The 16,777-nt window shown below is 42.0% G+C and carries 15 protein-coding genes; 5 read left to right on the top strand and 10 right to left on the bottom strand.

Going from position 1 to position 16,777, the window contains the following annotated elements; genetic code table 11:
• Positions 1-47 precede the first annotated feature (47 nt).
• Positions 48-1,496, bottom strand: coding sequence for a circularly permuted type 2 ATP-grasp protein (locus AC1DV1_RS11975; RefSeq protein WP_477359212.1), 1,449 nt, complete (start codon positions 1,494-1,496; stop codon positions 48-50).
• 787 nt (positions 1,497-2,283) lie between these two features.
• Here AC1DV1_RS11975 and AC1DV1_RS11970 point away from each other — a divergent pair.
• A complete protein-coding gene (locus AC1DV1_RS11970) occupies positions 2,284-3,036 on the top strand; it encodes a hypothetical protein (protein ID WP_477359209.1) in 753 nt (250 codons plus the stop codon).
• Positions 3,037-3,096: 60 nt separating this feature from the next.
• Here the strand turns inward: AC1DV1_RS11970 and AC1DV1_RS11965 are convergent, their stop codons facing one another.
• From AC1DV1_RS11965 to pdeM, 5 genes are all read right to left on the bottom strand, one after another.
• A complete protein-coding gene (locus AC1DV1_RS11965) occupies positions 3,097-4,470 on the bottom strand; it encodes a hypothetical protein (RefSeq protein WP_477359206.1) in 1,374 nt (457 codons plus the stop codon).
• Positions 4,471-4,602: 132 nt separating this feature from the next.
• A complete protein-coding gene (locus AC1DV1_RS11960) occupies positions 4,603-5,388 on the bottom strand; it encodes a succinate dehydrogenase/fumarate reductase iron-sulfur subunit (RefSeq protein WP_477359203.1) in 786 nt (261 codons plus the stop codon).
• A 125-nt stretch (positions 5,389-5,513) separates the two neighbouring features.
• Positions 5,514-7,448 carry a fumarate reductase/succinate dehydrogenase flavoprotein subunit gene (locus tag AC1DV1_RS11955; protein ID WP_477359200.1) on the bottom strand — a complete coding sequence of 645 codons (1,935 nt, stop codon included), beginning with the start codon at positions 7,446-7,448 and terminating at the stop codon, positions 5,514-5,516.
• A 160-nt stretch (positions 7,449-7,608) separates the two neighbouring features.
• On the bottom strand, positions 7,609-8,391 hold the full coding sequence (locus AC1DV1_RS11950; protein ID WP_477359197.1) for a succinate dehydrogenase cytochrome b subunit: 783 nt from the start codon (positions 8,389-8,391) through the stop codon (positions 7,609-7,611).
• Between the two features lie 162 nt (positions 8,392-8,553).
• On the bottom strand, positions 8,554-9,219 hold the full coding sequence (gene pdeM / locus AC1DV1_RS11945; RefSeq protein WP_477359194.1) for a ligase-associated DNA damage response endonuclease PdeM: 666 nt from the start codon (positions 9,217-9,219) through the stop codon (positions 8,554-8,556).
• Positions 9,220-9,365: 146 nt separating this feature from the next.
• On the opposite strand from pdeM, the gene AC1DV1_RS11940 reads away from it, so the two are divergent.
• From AC1DV1_RS11940 to AC1DV1_RS11930, 3 genes are all read left to right on the top strand, one after another.
• Entirely contained in the window at positions 9,366-9,773 is a 408-nt protein-coding gene (locus AC1DV1_RS11940; RefSeq protein ID WP_477359191.1) for a hypothetical protein, read from the top strand.
• 114 nt (positions 9,774-9,887) lie between these two features.
• Positions 9,888-11,492 (top strand): sensor histidine kinase, encoded by a 1,605-nt coding sequence (locus AC1DV1_RS11935; RefSeq protein ID WP_477359188.1) that lies wholly within the window; start codon positions 9,888-9,890, stop codon positions 11,490-11,492.
• 1 nt (position 11,493) lies between these two features.
• Positions 11,494-12,192: a response regulator transcription factor gene (locus AC1DV1_RS11930; RefSeq protein ID WP_477359185.1), complete on the top strand. Its 699-nt coding sequence runs from the start codon at positions 11,494-11,496 to the stop codon at positions 12,190-12,192.
• Positions 12,193-12,377: 185 nt separating this feature from the next.
• Here the strand turns inward: AC1DV1_RS11930 and dnaK are convergent, their stop codons facing one another.
• Positions 12,378-14,279 carry a molecular chaperone DnaK gene (gene dnaK, locus AC1DV1_RS11925; protein WP_477359182.1) on the bottom strand — a complete coding sequence of 634 codons (1,902 nt, stop codon included), beginning with the start codon at positions 14,277-14,279 and terminating at the stop codon, positions 12,378-12,380.
• A gap of 723 nt (positions 14,280-15,002) precedes the next feature.
• Between dnaK and AC1DV1_RS11920 the strand changes: the two genes are divergently transcribed.
• Positions 15,003-15,539, top strand: coding sequence for a GNAT family N-acetyltransferase (locus AC1DV1_RS11920; RefSeq protein ID WP_477359179.1), 537 nt, complete (start codon positions 15,003-15,005; stop codon positions 15,537-15,539).
• 107 nt (positions 15,540-15,646) lie between these two features.
• Here AC1DV1_RS11920 and AC1DV1_RS11915 read toward each other — a convergent pair whose 3' ends face one another.
• From AC1DV1_RS11915 to rplQ, 3 genes are all read right to left on the bottom strand, one after another.
• On the bottom strand, positions 15,647-15,865 hold the full coding sequence (locus tag AC1DV1_RS11915; protein WP_477359176.1) for a type II toxin-antitoxin system HicA family toxin: 219 nt from the start codon (positions 15,863-15,865) through the stop codon (positions 15,647-15,649).
• A 14-nt stretch (positions 15,866-15,879) separates the two neighbouring features.
• The gene (locus tag AC1DV1_RS11910) at positions 15,880-16,134 is read right to left on the bottom strand and encodes a type II toxin-antitoxin system HicB family antitoxin (RefSeq protein WP_477359173.1); all 255 of its coding nucleotides are present in this window, start codon (positions 16,132-16,134) and stop codon (positions 15,880-15,882) included.
• A gap of 70 nt (positions 16,135-16,204) precedes the next feature.
• On the bottom strand, positions 16,205-16,750 hold the full coding sequence (gene rplQ, locus AC1DV1_RS11905) for a 50S ribosomal protein L17 (RefSeq protein WP_477359170.1): 546 nt from the start codon (positions 16,748-16,750) through the stop codon (positions 16,205-16,207).
• Positions 16,751-16,777: the final 27 nt, after the last annotated feature.

The raw sequence follows: 16,777 nt of genomic DNA, 5'->3' as shown, positions 1-16,777 counted from the left end.
AAATTCAACTATACTATTTTCACTCCCCCTTCAGGGGGCTGGGGGCTTTATGCCAGCACCCACGTATCCTTACTGCCCCCACCCTGCGAGCTATTTACCACCAATGAGCCTTCTTTTAAAGCCACACGGGTTAGTCCGCCGGGTACAATCTCAATACCATCCGGGCCGTACAATGCGTAAGGCCTTAAATCGATGCGGCGTGGTTTTAACGAGCCCTGCATGTAACATGGCGCTGCCGAAAGACTAATGGTAGGTTGTGCTATAAAATTACGCGGATCTTTCAGTATCTCTTTTTTATACTCTTCAATTTCCTCTTCCGATGCCGCGTGTCCCATCAGCATGCCGTAGCCACCGCTGCCGTTGGTTTTTTTAACTACCATTTTATTCAGGTTTTTAAAAACATGCTCCCGTTCGTCGGGGTTCCCCAGCTGGTGTGTGGGTACATTTTTCAGTATAGGCTCTTCGTTCAGGTAATACCTGATCATGTCTGGTACGTATACGTAAACCGCTTTATCATCGGCCACACCAGTACCAACAGCATTTACGATGGCTACGTTACCTTTACGGTAAGCGCCCATAATGCCTGCTACACCCAGCATACTTGCGGGGTTAAATACCAGCGGATCTAAATACTCATCATCAACCCGGCGATAAATTACGTCTACCTGCTGCAGGCCTGTGGTGGTTTTCATATAAACCTTGTGGTTGTTTACCACCAGGTCGCGCCCTTCCACCAGTTCAACGCCCATCAGTCGGGCCAGGGTGGTATGCTCAAAATAAGCCGAGTTATAAATACCCGGGCTTAACAACACGATAGTGGGGTTTGAGATTTGCCGTGGAGATAATGCCAGCAAGTTTTTATACAATATGGTAGGGTATTCCGTAACACTCCGTACGCCGCACTGGGGCAGCAAATCCGGAAATAAACGTTTGGTTATTTCGCGGTTTTCCAGCATGTAACTCACGCCCGATGGGGTGCGCAAATTATCCTCCAGCACATAAAAAGTACCGTCCTCGTCGCGGATCAGGTCGATGCCCGAGATATGCACATAGATATCATAAGGTACCTTCAATTGGTACATCTCGCGCAAAAAGTGCGGGCACGAGTAAATGATATCAATAGGCACAATACCATCTTTTACAATAAACTGGTTATTGTATATATCCTTCAGGAAATGGTTTAGCGCGGTAAGGCGCTGTTTAATACCTTTTTCTACAAAAGCCCATTCGCTGGCGGTAATAATGCGCGGAATAATGTCGAAGGGGAAAATCTTTTCAATACCCTCGCCGCTGTTGTACACCGTAAAGGTGATACCCTGGCTCATAAAAAGACGTTTGGCCAGCTCCTCTTTTTTGTTCAAATCGTCGGCCGACTCCTGCGAAATATATTCAATTACCTTGCGATAATGTTCACGAACATTGTTGTCCAGGCCATACATTTCGTCCCAAACACCACCTATTGGGTTATATTTATCAAAATAAGCTGATTCCTGCATGTGAAATTGTGAAGATTTAAAGATTATTAATCAGTTATTTTTTAAAAATGTAATTTATGAAGTGTTTTTGATAAAAAAGGAAATTATTTTGAATTTTTTACGATTATTTTGATTGATTTTTCATTTTTCATAAAGTTTAGGTATTGATATGGCAATTTATACTGACAAAACTTATTTTAATGGCTGATTATCTTCACCTAAAATATTAGTGGCAGGCAGTATATTGTTGCATAACAACTGATACAATTTTCGTGTTATTTCAAATCATAAAGAAATATGGGCTGTTATATGTGACACTGTTATTGTTGGTTTCTGCTAACAATAATTGCAAATGGAAAAAAGGCGCGCTGCCCGCTAAAACAACGACAAACCTCAACGCAGTTGATACTACATCAGAGAGTTTCAATATATTCTTCAATAGGTTTAGCACCGATTCTGTGTTTCAAATATCAAGGATCGCGTTCCCGATAAAGTTAACGAAAATTGGCGGCGAAGGTGAAAGCGATACCACAAAATTTATTGAAAAAAGGTTGGTTGATTAACAAGGTGCAGCCAGTAAAACAAGTAATTGCCAAGCTAACACAGGCAGGCGGCCGCACCCAATATAATCCGGGTTCATTTTTATCCCTAACACCCCAATAATCGACGGCACCAATACCTTTGTTTTTTTAAATAATATTCCGGTTTTGAACATATCAAAAATATTCTGCTTAAATTGGTAGTAAGCTTACAATAAAGCCCACCCTATTTAAACCATCCAGTTTCAAGATTTTCGGTTTTTTTGAACATGAAAACTATTTTAGGTATTATCATTTTCCTGGTAAGTTACCGCTCTGCATCGGCGCAAACTTCTGTTTTGGCCGACAATGCCGACGATGGGTGTAAAGTGAAATTCGAAAAGATTAAGTCAAAAATCGACGCCAGGCGGAAAAAGTACGAGTTTAATGTTCAGGAATACAAAGATGGCATGTTTTGCAGCGAATGCGGCCGCACCAAAAGCGAAATTGAAGAACGTGCCCATTTAAGTTTTAGCCAGCATATCCGTGATGGCGCAACCCGTAACCGCCGGGCGCTGATTGCTACGCATGAGCTATATCACGACCTGTATATAGAATACATTATTGATTTTAACGACCTTAAAAAGGAATATGAAGATAAGTATAACGATTGTGGGGGCGATAATTCATCGCTGGCTTTGCAAACGATAACCGATCAGCAGTTTCAATTATACACAGTTGAACTTAATGGGGACACCAATCAGTATAACACGCAGTGGGAATTACTTCGAATAAATTATAGCTTTTATTATTCGTGGTTTATGAGCATCAGTATCACCAGATGGCAAAACACCAGGGTTCAGGTTATTCGGCTTACCGATAATCGTTATCAAACAGATGGTCGTGAAAATGCGGTTATAAAGGCCGGCAACATGCTGCATAATTATATGCAAACCTTGGCCGGCAATAAAAGTGATTTTTTTATGGAAACAGACGCGCAACCTACATGGCCCCTTAAGGGATCTTTAACCGCCAGAAAATAAGATAAGGGCTCCGGAGTTGCTATCCGAAGCCCTATCTTGTTTCACGTAGTTAAAGATTTATTATTTCCAATTAGCCCAATTACTTGCTCCCGCCCAGTTTGAAGTGCCAATAGCGCCGCGATAGGTAACCRTAGTAAAAAATGAATTGTTAAAATCATTCCCCGTAAAATCAGCGCCGTTTAAAGCCGGAGAGCCTTCTGACGGGGTGAGATCAGGTGTGCTGCCCGTGTACATTGCTTTAAGTTTAAAATCTGTTGACGCAATTATAACCGTGTTTTTATTAACGATATTTGTTTCAAATACCGTTAATTCAGGATCGGCGACTACAATGTAGTCAAGGTCGCGGGAAAAGGCACGCGCCGTCGTGTCTGATTGTACCAGGTTACTCCTGAATTCGGCATTATTATTACTTAAAATCACAGGTCTTGTTCTGGGGCATACCATGAACCCTCCCTGTGGATACTCGGCTACAATCGAATTCCTGATAGCAAGCCTGGTACCTTTGCGCATATATACAGCCTGGTTCAAATTAGTTTTTACCGTTTCCATCCCCTGCGGACCTATAATAGTCATATTTGTGACCACCGGACGGGTTAAGGGAGCATTGGCAGTTGGAACTTCATCGTTATAACTTTCAAACCCGTTTGCCCTTAAAGCCGGAGATGAGGCCTTGGTTCGATACGAAATCAAGAATTGCAGGTGGCCAGTATAACCAAGATCAAAATCAAAATCGTCGTCTCCGTTATTGTACGCCAAAAGATGAGTGGCATTTACTGTTCCGCCTACAAATTGAAAGGCATCATCATTGGAGTATTTAACCATTACATTATCAACTTTTGTACCCAAGCCTACACTGGCCATTAACAGTCCGCTTGCTTTATCAACAACCCATTCGTCTTCGGCGGGCGGGTTTATGCCACCTGCGTATTCCAATCTCAAATAAGTAATAGAGCCCGAATTATCGGCAGAATTTGTACCGCCGTATTTGGTGTCGTCGGATACGGGCAAACCGGCAACATTACCTGTGCCGGTGTTGGTAGGCGCACTGCCTAAAAGTATTATCGCGCCCCAATCGCCGGGCGATTTTGCGGTAGCTGCAGACGTAAATATCACGGGTTTATCTGCTGTGCCATTAACAATTAATTTTGCCCCCTCGGTTATCACCAGTACTGTTTTCTTATCGGCAGCATCCTGTTTTTCGGCGTAAACGGTAATGCCCGCCGGAATAGTAAGTACTGCATTGTTTTTAACATAAACCTGCCCTTTTAAATAATAGTTCTTATTGGCATCCAATGTTACGCTGGTAGTAATGGAACCGGAGAGGGTATCGGTTTTCCGGCTGGTATCGGTATTGTTGTTAATTGAGTTTGAATCTTTTTTACAGGCACCAAAAAGCAAAATAGTTATTGACAGTAGTAGGGTAAATTTTCTCATAAAAAATCATAATTGTTTACCTACTAACCCGTTCTCATTAATTTTGTTTCGTTTAAATTAATAATTGCATTTATAAAACAAAAGGCCCGGATAAACTCCAGGCCTTTTGTTTTATTATCAAGTTAAAACAGCCTAGTGTTTTACATCATGAATTTCTTCTTCCCTGAACAATTTAGCGCTAAAGAAATCATTGTTCATGCGGGCAATGTTAGTAAGCTTGATCTCTTTAGGGCATTCAGCTTCGCAGGCACCGGTATTGGTACAGCTGCCAAATCCTTCTTCGTCCATTTGGGCCACCATTGATTGTACTCGGCTATAACGCTCTGGCTGGCCTTGCGGTAACAAGCCCAGCTGGGTAACTTTTGCAGATACAAACAACATCGCCGAAGCATTTTTACATGCTGCAACACAGGCACCGCAACCAATACAGGTAGCAGAGTTAAATGCCTCGTCGGCAATAACTTTCGGGATAAGGATGGCATTACCATCGGTTGTTACGCCGGTATTTACCGATACATAACCGCCAGCCTGCTGTATCCTGTCGAACGCCGAACGGTCAACTGCCAAATCCTTCACAACCGGGAATGCTGAAGCTCTCCACGGTTCAATCGTGATGGTTTCGCCATCATGAAAGGTACGCATGTGCAGCTGGCAGGTAGTAACACCACGCTTTGGCCCATGCGGGTGGCCATTGATATATAACGAGCACATACCGCAAATACCTTCGCGGCAATCGTGATCAAAGTTAATTGGCTCATCGCCTTTATGGGTCAAACTTTCGTTAACAACGTCAAGCATTTCCAAAAATGACATATCGGGCGAAATATTTTCAGCCTTGTAAGTCACGAATTTGCCCGATGTTTGAGCATTTTTTTGACGCCATACTTTCAGCGTCAGGTTCATATTTCCGTTACTCATCTCTTTAAGATTTTGTATCAAATGTTAGTATCAAGTAGTTAGTATCAAGTATCAAGTAGTTGTATTGGTTGTATGAGTTTTTAAGTCTTACTACTTGATACTATATACTTGCTACTGCGCAGCTACTAAGCATAATTTCGTTGCGATAAATGAACTGCTTCAAATACCAGTTGTTCTTTGTGTAAATCTTCCGGTTGGTTTTCGCCTTTAAATTCCCAGGCAGCTACAAACGCGAAGTTGTCATCGTCGCGCAATGCCTCACCATCTGGCGTTTGCGATTCAACCCTGAAGTGGCCACCGCATGATTCGTTACGCATCAGTGCATCATCAACCATCAGTTCGCCAAGCTCGATAAAGTCGGCAATACGGCCGGCCCTTTCCAATGAAGCGTTTACTTCTTCGTTTTCACCGGTAACAATGGCATTCACCCAGAAATCGGCTTTCAATGCCTGGATCAAACCTTTGGCTTTTGTTAAACCCTCTGCTGTACGGGCCATACCGCAATATTCCCACATAATGTGGCCAAGCTCGCGGTGATACTCGTTTACAGTTTTATTGCCTTTTAAAGCAAGCAATTTATTGATATAAGTTATTACGTCCTTTTTAGTAGCTTCGAAGGCAGGGTGCGTGGTGTCTACCTTTTTAGGGCCAAGTTTGGCCAGGTAATCACCAAGGGTAAAAGGGATCACAAAGTAGCCATCAGATAAGCCCTGCATCAAAGCAGAAGCGCCCAAACGGTTGGCGCCATGGTCGCTAAAGTTACATTCGCCCAAAGCATATAAACCAGGTACGGTTGTGCTCAGGTTATAATCAACCCAAAGGCCACCCATGGTATAGTGTACAGCCGGGTAAATACGCATTGGTTGTTTGTATGGATTTTCATCCGTAATCTGTATGTACATATCAAACAGGTTACCATATTTTGCCCTAACAGTATCCTCGCCTAAACGTTTGATGGCGTCGGCAAAGTCAAGGAATACCGCGAAACCCGAGCCTCCTACGCCCTTACCTTCTGCAACCATTTCTTTGGCGTTACGTGAAGCCACGTCGCGCGGTACCAGGTTACCAAAAGCAGGGTATTTACGTTCCAGGAAGTAATCGCGGTCGTCCTCTTTTACCTGGTCGGCTTTAATTGTTCCTTTGCGTAACTGTTCGGCAATTTCTACTGTTTTTGGCGCCCAAACGCGTCCGTCATTTCTTAATGACTCAGACATCAGCGTTAACTTCGACTGATGATCGCCGGTTACCGGGATACAGGTTGGGTGAATTTGGGTATAGCAAGGGTTACCGAAGAATGCACCACGTTTGTGAGCCCTCCAGGCAGCCGTTACGTTTGAGCCGATTGCATTGGTTGACAGGTAGAAAACATTGCTGTATCCCCCTGTGCACAACAACACTGCATGACCTGCATGTGTATCAATTGAACCGGTGATCATATTACGGGTAACAATACCTTTGGCATGGCCATCAATGGTTACCACATCAAGCATTTCGGTACGGGTATACATTTTTACCTTGCCGGCGTGTATCTGGCGGTTCAATGCCGAGTATGCGCCTAAAAGCAATTGTTGCCCTGTCTGGCCACGTGCATAAAACGTACGTGATACCTGCGAACCACCAAATGAGCGGTTATCCAGCAAGCCGCCATATTCGCGTGCAAAAGGAACACCCTGTGCTACGCATTGGTCGATGATATTTACTGATACTTCGGCAAGGCGGTATACGTTGCCTTCACGGGCACGGTAATCGCCACCCTTTATAGTGTCATAAAACAAACGGAACACACTGTCGCCGTCGTTCTGATAGTTTTTTGCAGCGTTGATACCACCCTGTGCTGCAATAGAGTGCGCACGGCGTGGACTATCCTGGAAACAAAAAGCCTTTACGTTATAACCAAGCTCGGCCAATGAGGCTGCTGCTGATGCGCCTGCCAAACCGGTACCTACAACAATAATATCGTATTTACGCTTGTTGGCCGGGTTAACCAGCTTCAGGTCAAATTTATGCTTGCTCCATTTTTGGGCTAATGGGCCTTCTGGAATTTTAGCATCTAAACTCATTTCTTTTATATTTTATATTAGTGAGTGGTTGGTTTGGTGAGTTGTGAGTGGTGAGTATTGAGTAGTGAGTTTGAAAGGGTGTTTATTTTCCAACTTAATCAACTCATTTAACTTAATTAACCATTCAACTTAATCAACCTAATCAACTCATTTAACTTAATCAACCTTTAACTACAAAATAGTAATATACCGGCATAGCGGCAAAGCCCAGTGGGATAATTACTGCAAAAAACCAGGTGCCAATAGCATATACAATAGGTGTATATTTACGGTGTACCCAACCCAGTGTGCGGAAAGCGCTCTGGAAACCATGCAACAGGTGGAATGATAGTGCACCCATGGCAATCACGTAAAATACTACATACCATAAATGGCTAAAGCTAAATACCACGCGTGCATGCAAATCTTTTACCCTTACAATTTCTACATTGTTTTCAACAGAAACGGAATGATTAAAATCCTCCGAAACAGGTGTGTAAACAGATTCGGTTGTTTTGCCTGTTGCCAAGTCGGTGCGGTACTCTTTAAAGCCCATTTCCTTGTCATTATGGTAGCGAAACCAAAAATCGCCCATGTGTATAACGATAAACAACAACAGGATTGAGCCCAAAAGGCCCATGTTTTTTGACGACCAGGTAGCATCAGATTTTGGCTGGATAGCATAACCCACCGGGCGTGATTTGCGGTTTTTAACCGTAATAATTAATGCGTAAAGCGCATGTACCGCTATAGACAGGTATAGGATATACGCAATTACTTCAATTGGTGCAAAATGTGTAAGAAAGTTGGCATACACATTAAAACCAAAACCGTTATCGTTGCTAAATAGCAACAGGTTGCCCCCAAGGTGTACAATAATAAAAGTACACAAAAACAAGCCTGTTAAAGCCATGATCAGCTTTTTGCCCAGCGATGAGTTAAAGGTTTGTTTAATTTCGCTCATTATGAATTAGATTTATTTGGGCAAAAGTATCTATTATATGCCAAAAGATATAAATGCATCCGGCTTATTAACCCCTAAAAAGTTATTTAGAATCAATCTAAGAAATTACAATATAATTACACAAAAATTACGGCGTAAAATAAGCTGTAAATGAAACGCGCGTTAGGCTATCGCGACTACTTTATCTTTCAATACGGCAAAAATTTTATCTGCCTGTCGGCTGTGGATGGCTATTTTACCGGTGAATTTACCAAATGACGGGAATATTGCCTGCCTGCTGCCAAACGCAAAGCAGGGTAAGGTTATGCTTTGCCTGCCTTTACCGCTCAGGTTTACACCAGGGTGGATGTGTCCGCAAAAAACATAACCGTCCGCGTTTTGCAGCTTATCGTCGGGCAAGGGATGGTGCAGCATCAGGAAGGGGCCAATCAATAATTCGTTATGCAATTCAATGTCGAGCTTTTGGTAGTTACTATCGGCAATAATATCATGGTTTCCCCTTATCAGGATGATTTGCAATCCCGGAAACTGGCTGCGCCAAAGAATAAACCAATCCCAATCGTTATTCATATCGCTATGAAACAGATCGCCAAGAAAAATGAGTTTTTCGGGCTTGTGCTCATGCACCAAGTCAGATAGCGTGGCCAGGTCGCTTTGTTCCATATCACGGGGCACAGCTATCCCTGCTTTGCGGAAGTGCCCCACTTTACCAAAGTGCACATCGGCTATTATTAAAGCTTTTTGCTGTTGCCAGTAAATGGCTTTTTGAGGCAGCAATAACAGATCCTGGTTGAGTAAATTAAAGGGAGTTGCCACACTAATCATCATAACAACAACAAAGTTATGAATTTATTTCGGAGGCCAACTTGATAAGCTCTTGTAATTGAATGTACAAGGGTGCGGCTTAATTTTAATATTTTCAATCACTTGTAACACAACCTGATAATTAACCGTAATTAAATAAAATCAATTATATGAAAGCGCACCGCCTTTTAATTTTTTCATTTGCCTGTTTTATGATAGCCGCCTGTAAAGATGATAAAATTACGCCCCAACAATTACAGGGAACATACAAAGGTTCGTTCAAGAGTTTAAATACAGCATCCATGACCGATAGATCGGGCTTGCTTGACGGTACCGCCGAAATTGTTATCAGCGGTAATAATTACCAGGGTGGTTCCACAGCAGCACAAACAAGCAGGGGTAGTTACGTAATAGCAGGTAATGAAATAACCTTTACCGATAGCCTTGCCCATACCGCCAATTTCAACTGGAGTTTGCTGTTAAACGGCACATTTAAACAAAGCACCAAAGGCGATAGCCTGGTATGGACGAAAACCCTGGGCACCTACAACTTTATTTACACCCTTAAAAAACAATAGCCTTAGGTGCGTTATTGCTTTTTTTAAGCTATCTTATTTAATGTTAAGCAATGTTAACAGATTGCCTTGGTTTTTTGAAGTGTAATTAGCTTTACCTTCATCAATCAATTTAATATGAAACGTAAGCTTAAAATTGCCTTAGCACTAGTTGTACTATCATTAACCGGCATCATTATATTTCAATGTTATTGGAGTATCAATGCCTACCAGGTAAATAAAAAAAGGTTTGATACCCAAATAGACATAGCCATGCAGCAGGCTTTGGATGGCTGCAAAAAGGATTACTTCGATTCAATCAGAATAGTACTGGTGAAGCGGCTTTCGGACCCATCCGTTGTTATCAAGTTTGATACCCTCCGCGAAGCCGACACCATCCACAAACAAGTTGGGATAATGATTACCACAGCGCATACCGGATTTGGCGAGCCCTTTCACACAACTAATAATATCATTGATTTTTACCGCCAAAAAATAAATCATAAGGCAACCATACCAGAGGTGCTTACCGAAATGTCATTTTATGTGCCCTCTTTTATGAATAGCATTAATAACATATTGGAAATGGATGATATTATGACCCACCACGATGAAATTGATGCCTATTTAAAGGCCCATAGTAATGTGCCACGCGACAGTATTTTTGCTCATCACCAAATTGTTAAAAGCGGCATGTACGAAATGCCTAAGAATTACAGACAGGCCGACAGTTTAAAGCTGCATAACTATTATACTGCCGAATTAGAAAAAATGCACATGTACTCGCCATTTGAATTAAGCTTTTCAACCATCCCGGCGGCATTGAGCAAGCCAAATTCAAACTATAGCCAAACCACGGAGTATCCATATTTTTACCACGGGTTTACAGAACTTAACCATAATATTTTCAATCATTTATATACCAGCGCAAGATTTTATAACCCGCAGCGGGCAGTTTTAAAAAGTATGATGACGGTGTTGCTGTTATCGGTATTGTTGGTGCTGTTTACTATTTTCTGTTTCTACTATATTATAAAAACCCTAAACCAGCAAAAAGCGCTGGGCGAGCTTAAAGACGATTTCATCAATAACATGACCCATGAGCTAAAAACACCAATTGCTACCATTACCGTGGCTATTGAGGGAATGCAGAAGTATAATGTATTAAATGATCCCGAAAAAACACAACGCTACCTGGAAACATCCCGAAATGAATTGGCCCGGCTGAATGAGTTGGTGAGCAAAGTGCTTGATGTGGCCGCTTTTGAGAATAATGAGGTTAAACTCATTAAGGAGAACATTAATATCGACGCGCTTGTAAATGAATTAATAACTGCAGAAAGATCAAAAACGGATAAGGCCACAACCATTACTTATAAAAATGAAGCAGGCATAATTGATATTACTGCCGATAAGCTGCATTTTAAAAATGTATTGATCAATATTTTGGATAATGCGGTGAAGTATAGCGCCCAACCTGCCATTATCAATATAACCCTAACCAAAAGTAATAATATGGCGGTATTTACTATTCAGGATAACGGTATTGGTATCCCTACAGCTCATCTAAACAGGATATTTGAAAAATTTTACCGTGTACCTACCGGTAACATACACAACGTAAAAGGTACCGGCCTTGGCTTAAACTATGTGAAATATATTGCAGAAGCGCATGGAGGCATCGTAACCGTAAAAAGTGAAGTAAATGCAGGCAGCGAATTTATAGTATCAATACCTTTATAAAATGGATAAAACACGCATCCTGTTTGCCGAAGATGAATTGGCGCTGGCCCACATAGTGCGCGAAAGCTTGCAAGAAACCGGCTTCGACGTTACTTTATGCGCCAATGGCGAACAAGCCCTGGCGAACTATAAAAACCACAAGCCCGATATTTTGGTGCTTGATATTATGATGCCCAAGATGGATGGTTTTGAGGTAGCTAAAAGGGTACGCGAGACTGACAACATTACGCCTATTATCTTTTTAACCGCCCGGTCGCAGCCAAAAGATGTAGTGGCCGGTTTTGAATCGGGAGCCAACGATTATTTGAAAAAACCATTTAGCGTGGAGGAACTTGTTGTGCGCATTAAGGTTTTGCTGAGCGACAACCGTTTATTAAGGCCCGCGCGGCAGGTAAAACCATTAAACGATAGTTACCAAATTGGCAATATCACTTTTACTCCGCTTAAAAATACCGTTCGGCAGGGTATCAACAACTGGCAGCTAACCAACCGCGAAAGTGATATCCTTAATCTGCTCTGTAAAAATCAGCATGAAGTAATCCCGCGCAAAATGCTGTTAGAAACAATTTGGGGCGACGACAGCTTTTTTAACGCCCGCAGCCTGGATGTTTTTATCAGCAAACTTCGCAGCCATTTAAAGGCCGATCCCAACGTGCAGATTATTACGGTGAGAGGTTTGGGGTATAAGCTGGTGTGGTAAAGTTATTATCAATAACTCGTAATTAGTCTATAATAAAGCGCCAAAGAATCTCTCCATTTATACAACCCATTTAACCTGTCAAGTTTGTTTTAATAGTGCCGAGGTTGCATCGTTCCTATAAAAACACTAAAGCCCGGCTGAATTTCTTCAACCGGGCTTTGCTATATATTAAACGAAACTTGATATTATTTCTCGTCCTTTACTTCTTCAAAGTCAACATCAGTTACGGTGTCGCCATGATCTTGTGCGCCGGCGTTAGCTTCTGGCTGAGGCTGACCACCATCGGCAGCACCTTTGTACATCTCTTCAGATGCGGTTGCCCATGCAGCGTTCAGTTCAGTTTGAGCGGCTTCAATAGCATCAAAGTTTTTAGCAGCGTAAGCTTCTTTTAACTTAGCTAAACCAGCTTCGATAGGAGCTTTTTTATCAGCGCCAATTTTATCACCGTACTCTTTCAGTTGCTTTTCTGTCGAGAAGATAAGCGCATCGGCACCATTAAGTTTTTCAACTTCTTCACGTGCTTTTTTGTCGGCATCGGCATTAGCTTCCGCTTCGTCCTTCATCTTTTTAATTTCGGCATCAGTTAAACCTGAAGAAGCTTCGATGCGGATTTTTTGCTCTTTACCCGTTGCTTTATCTTTAGCAGATACATGCAATATACCGTTGGCATCAATATCAAAAGTTACTTCAACCTGAGGCACACCGCGGGGTGCTGGTGGAATACCATCCAGGTGGAAACGACCTATAGTACGGTTACCCGCAGCCATTGGGCGCTCGCCTTGTAATATGTGAATCTCAACAGATGGCTGGCTATCGCTGGCCGTTGAAAAAGTTTCAGATTTTTTTGTAGGGATAGTTGTGTTCGACTCAATTAATTTGGTCATTACACCGCCCATTGTTTCGATACCTAATGAAAGCGGGGTAACATCTAACAACAACACATCTTTAACTTCGCCTGTTAATACACCACCTTGAATAGCAGCACCGATAGCTACAACCTCATCAGGGTTAACACCTTTTGATGGAGTTTTGCCAAAGAATTTCTGAACAGCTTCCTGAATAGCAGGGATACGTGTAGAACCACCTACCAGGATAACTTCGTCGATATCTGATGTGCTGTAACCTGCATTTTTCAATGCTGTTTTACAAGGCTCAATAGTACGTTTAATCAGGCTATCTGCCAGTTGCTCAAATTTAGCACGGGTTAAAGTTTTAACCAGGTGTTTAGGCATACCATCGGCAGCGGTAATGTATGGCAAGTTTATTTCTGTTTGTGCAGAACTCGACAACTCAATTTTAGCTTTTTCGGCTGATTCTTTTAAACGCTGCAAAGCCATTGGATCTTTACGCAGATCAATACCTTCGTCACTTTTAAATTCGTCAGCTAACCAGTCAATAATTACCTGGTCAAAGTCGTCACCACCTAAGTGAGTATCACCATCGGTTGATTTTACTTCAAATACACCGTCACCTAATTCAAGGATTGACACGTCATGCGTACCACCACCGCAGTCAAAAACTGCAATTTTCATATCCTTGTGTGCTTTATCAAAGCCATAAGCCAAGGCAGCAGCAGTAGGTTCGTTAATAATACGGCGAACTTTTAAACCAGCAATTTCACCGGCTTCTTTAGTTGCCTGGCGTTGTGCATCGTTAAAGTAAGCAGGTACAGTAATAACGGCTTCAGTAACTTCAGTTCCTAAAAAGTCTTCGGCAGTTTTCTTCATTTTCTGAAGAATCATGGCCGAAATCTCTTGTGGAGTGTATTTACGGTCGCCAATTTCAACACGTGGGGTGTTATTATCACCTTTAACCACTTTGTAAGGTACGCGTGCAGCCTCGTTAGTAACCTCGTTAAACTGGTTACCCATAAAGCGTTTGATAGACGAAATGGTTTTTGTAGGGTTAGTGATTGCCTGACGTTTAGCCGGATCACCAACTTTACGCTCGCCGTTATCAATAAAAGCTACAACGGATGGCGTAGTACGTTTTCCCTCGCTATTTGCTATAACTACAGGTTCGTTACCTTCCATTACAGACACGCAGGAGTTTGTTGTTCCTAAGTCGATTCCAATTATTTTAGACATATGATTGTTTTTTCTTGATTTTATTAATTTACTACAACTCCTATTTATCAACGTTTGTGCCAAACCCGTTTGGCAGGGCATATGGTCAGGATGACAATTATTGCGTCAGAAAAGTCATAAACTGTGGTGACAGGTTGGCAGAAATCGCTTCGTTGGAGGTGAAAGAAGAAAGGTAAGAGACGAAAGGTCTTCATTAATTCTACATTTAAACCTTAGGTTAGTATTATGAAAAATCTGCCAATAAAGTTCAACCCGAAAGAAAAGAACAAAAATAAGAATAACCCCTACAGCATAACATTTATTGCTAAGATGCAGAAAAGTGAAAACGATTAAAATCGGGTAAAACAACTAAAATAGAACCGGCGGATATCTGGAATTTTAAATAACTCAGAACCTAATCAACCACTCCCTATTCCACCTAATCAACTAACGAGGGCGTTGCCTGCGGCCGGGTCATCCGCTCATACGCACACACGGCCTTAGGCTCGGGCCGGTATCCGCTACTGCCCCTAACGCAGATTGTATTAAATACAGCATTAGTTATTTACAAACTAAATCCCCATCTTTATCCTAATAAACAAAACGCCTCTGTTACATACAAATCAAATCGGGCTAATTACTACGCCTGGAATTGCATAGCAAAAGCTTTGCCCGCAGAGCTTAACCTTCACTTTAAAAAAGAGAACTGGTTTACTATTGTTATTTAATTCCTAAACAAATCAAATGTTTTTTATAGAATCTGAACGGTTAAAACTAATACCGTTAACGTACCAGCAGCTTTTGTTGCTGAGGCAGGACCGTGCGCTGATGGAGATTTCCATGGGATTGACACCTTCCTTTATGCTTGTTGATCCATTTTATTATGCCGAAATCATTGATGCATTGGACAACTTCTGGCTACCCAATACCCTCGCCTACCCCGATAAATATACGTGGTATACCGATTGGGAACTGGTACTTAAGAGCACAAACACATCCGTCGGCGGGATGGGCTTCGCGGGCTATCCAAATGATAATGGCGAAGCAGAGATAGGCTACATGATTGATGGCAACCAGCACAACAAGGGCTTCGCGACAGAGGCCATTCAGGCGATGATAAACTGGGCATTTACGCATCCGTTTGTAAAAGCCATTATTGTGCATACTTACGCCGATAACCTGCCATCGCGCAGGCTAATGGATAAGTGTGGCTTTGAGCAGGTGGAGGAGATAGAAGGATTGCTGACCTATAGATTGAATAGAAAACCACCTATCTGGTAATTCTGTCAATCCTGTTCAATCCAGAAAATCGTGTCAAAATAACAAAATAAAACTCCCAGTTCATTCGAGCTGGGCGTTTATTAACACCGAAACAAATTAATTTGATTTTACTTTTGAACCAGTTTATTAAACTCCTCCACAGAAACAATCACATCTTCCCTGATAATCTTCCTCAATAAGCCTTTAGGTATGGAATCATTTTTATGAACCGGAATAGCGGTTATCCGCCCGTCCGGGTGTTTCATTCTATGATGTGACCCTTTAACACGAATAACAATGAACCCAAGCTTCTCTAACAAAGCAACAAACTCTTTGCCACTTAACACGGGTAATTTATCGCTTATGCCGAAATAGGCACACTTATTTCAATCTCCCGAACGCCGATAAATTGATTTGTGCTTTCCGTTTCCTGTTCTTCCATGCACAACTCGATTACTTCCCTCAGATTGTCCAAAGCTTCGTCGATAGTGGCTCCGTAAGAGTGACAACCTTTAAACGTAGGGCACGAAACTATATATACGCCGTCCTCATCTATTTCTACTACGATCGGGAAGTGATACTTTTTCATTTTATTCGTTTTGTTCAAATTTATCAATAAATCTTTAAAGCAAAAAACGCCCTGCTCAAATGAGCAGGGCGTTTTTATATCTAAACAAAAAGGATAATTATTCTCCTTTTTCTTCAGTTTCCGGAGCGTCGGCTACAGGAGCCTCAGCAACTGGTGCTTCTTTAGCTTCTTCAACAACTACTGCTTCTTCAGCTGCAACTGGGGCTGCTGTTTTAGCTTTTGCTGAACCACCACGACGACGTGTTGATTTTTTAGCAGTTGCGGCAGTATCAACACCGTAAACAGTGTTATAATCTACCAGCTCGATGATCGCCATTTCGGCGTTGTCACCTAAACGGTTTTCTAACTTAATGATACGGGTGTAACCACCCGGGCGGTTAGCAATCTTCTCAGCAATCTCGCGGAAAAGGATTGTTGTAGCATCTTTATCTTGCAGGTAGCTAAACACTGTACGACGAGAGTGAGTAGTATCGCTTTTTGATTTAGTTAAAAGTGGTTCGATGTAACCGCGCAAAACTTTTGCTTTAGCTAATGTTGTAGTAATACGCTTGTGTAGGATAAGCGAAGTTGCCATGTTTGACAGCATCGCCTTGCGATGGCTGGTAGTACGGCCTAAGTGATTGTTTTTGTTTCCGTGTCTCATTGTTTTAAATTATTTCACGTGCATACC

This window comes from Mucilaginibacter sp. P4_D1 (genome assembly GCF_056401935.1).
This window is presented reverse-complemented; position numbering and strand designations above follow the sequence as displayed.

Bases quoted from the DNA above. Each gene is read 5' to 3' on its own strand.
- AC1DV1_RS11975 (WP_477359212.1), bottom strand. From the start codon at position 1,496: ATGCAGGAATCAGCTTATTTTGATAAATATAACCCAATAGGTGGTGTT.
- AC1DV1_RS11970 (WP_477359209.1), top strand. From the start codon at position 2,284: ATGAAAACTATTTTAGGTATTATCATTTTCCTGGTAAGTTACCGCTCT.
- AC1DV1_RS11960 (WP_477359203.1), bottom strand. From the start codon at position 5,388: ATGAGTAACGGAAATATGAACCTGACGCTGAAAGTATGGCGTCAAAAA.
- AC1DV1_RS11955 (WP_477359200.1), bottom strand. From the start codon at position 7,448: ATGAGTTTAGATGCTAAAATTCCAGAAGGCCCATTAGCCCAAAAATGG.
- AC1DV1_RS11950 (WP_477359197.1), bottom strand. From the start codon at position 8,391: ATGAGCGAAATTAAACAAACCTTTAACTCATCGCTGGGCAAAAAGCTG.
- pdeM (WP_477359194.1), bottom strand. From the start codon at position 9,219: ATGATGATTAGTGTGGCAACTCCCTTTAATTTACTCAACCAGGATCTG.
- AC1DV1_RS11940 (WP_477359191.1), top strand. From the start codon at position 9,366: ATGAAAGCGCACCGCCTTTTAATTTTTTCATTTGCCTGTTTTATGATA.
- AC1DV1_RS11935 (WP_477359188.1), top strand. From the start codon at position 9,888: ATGAAACGTAAGCTTAAAATTGCCTTAGCACTAGTTGTACTATCATTA.
- AC1DV1_RS11930 (WP_477359185.1), top strand. From the start codon at position 11,494: ATGGATAAAACACGCATCCTGTTTGCCGAAGATGAATTGGCGCTGGCC.
- dnaK (WP_477359182.1), bottom strand. From the start codon at position 14,279: ATGTCTAAAATAATTGGAATCGACTTAGGAACAACAAACTCCTGCGTG.
- AC1DV1_RS11920 (WP_477359179.1), top strand. From the start codon at position 15,003: ATGTTTTTTATAGAATCTGAACGGTTAAAACTAATACCGTTAACGTAC.
- rplQ (WP_477359170.1), bottom strand. From the start codon at position 16,750: ATGAGACACGGAAACAAAAACAATCACTTAGGCCGTACTACCAGCCAT.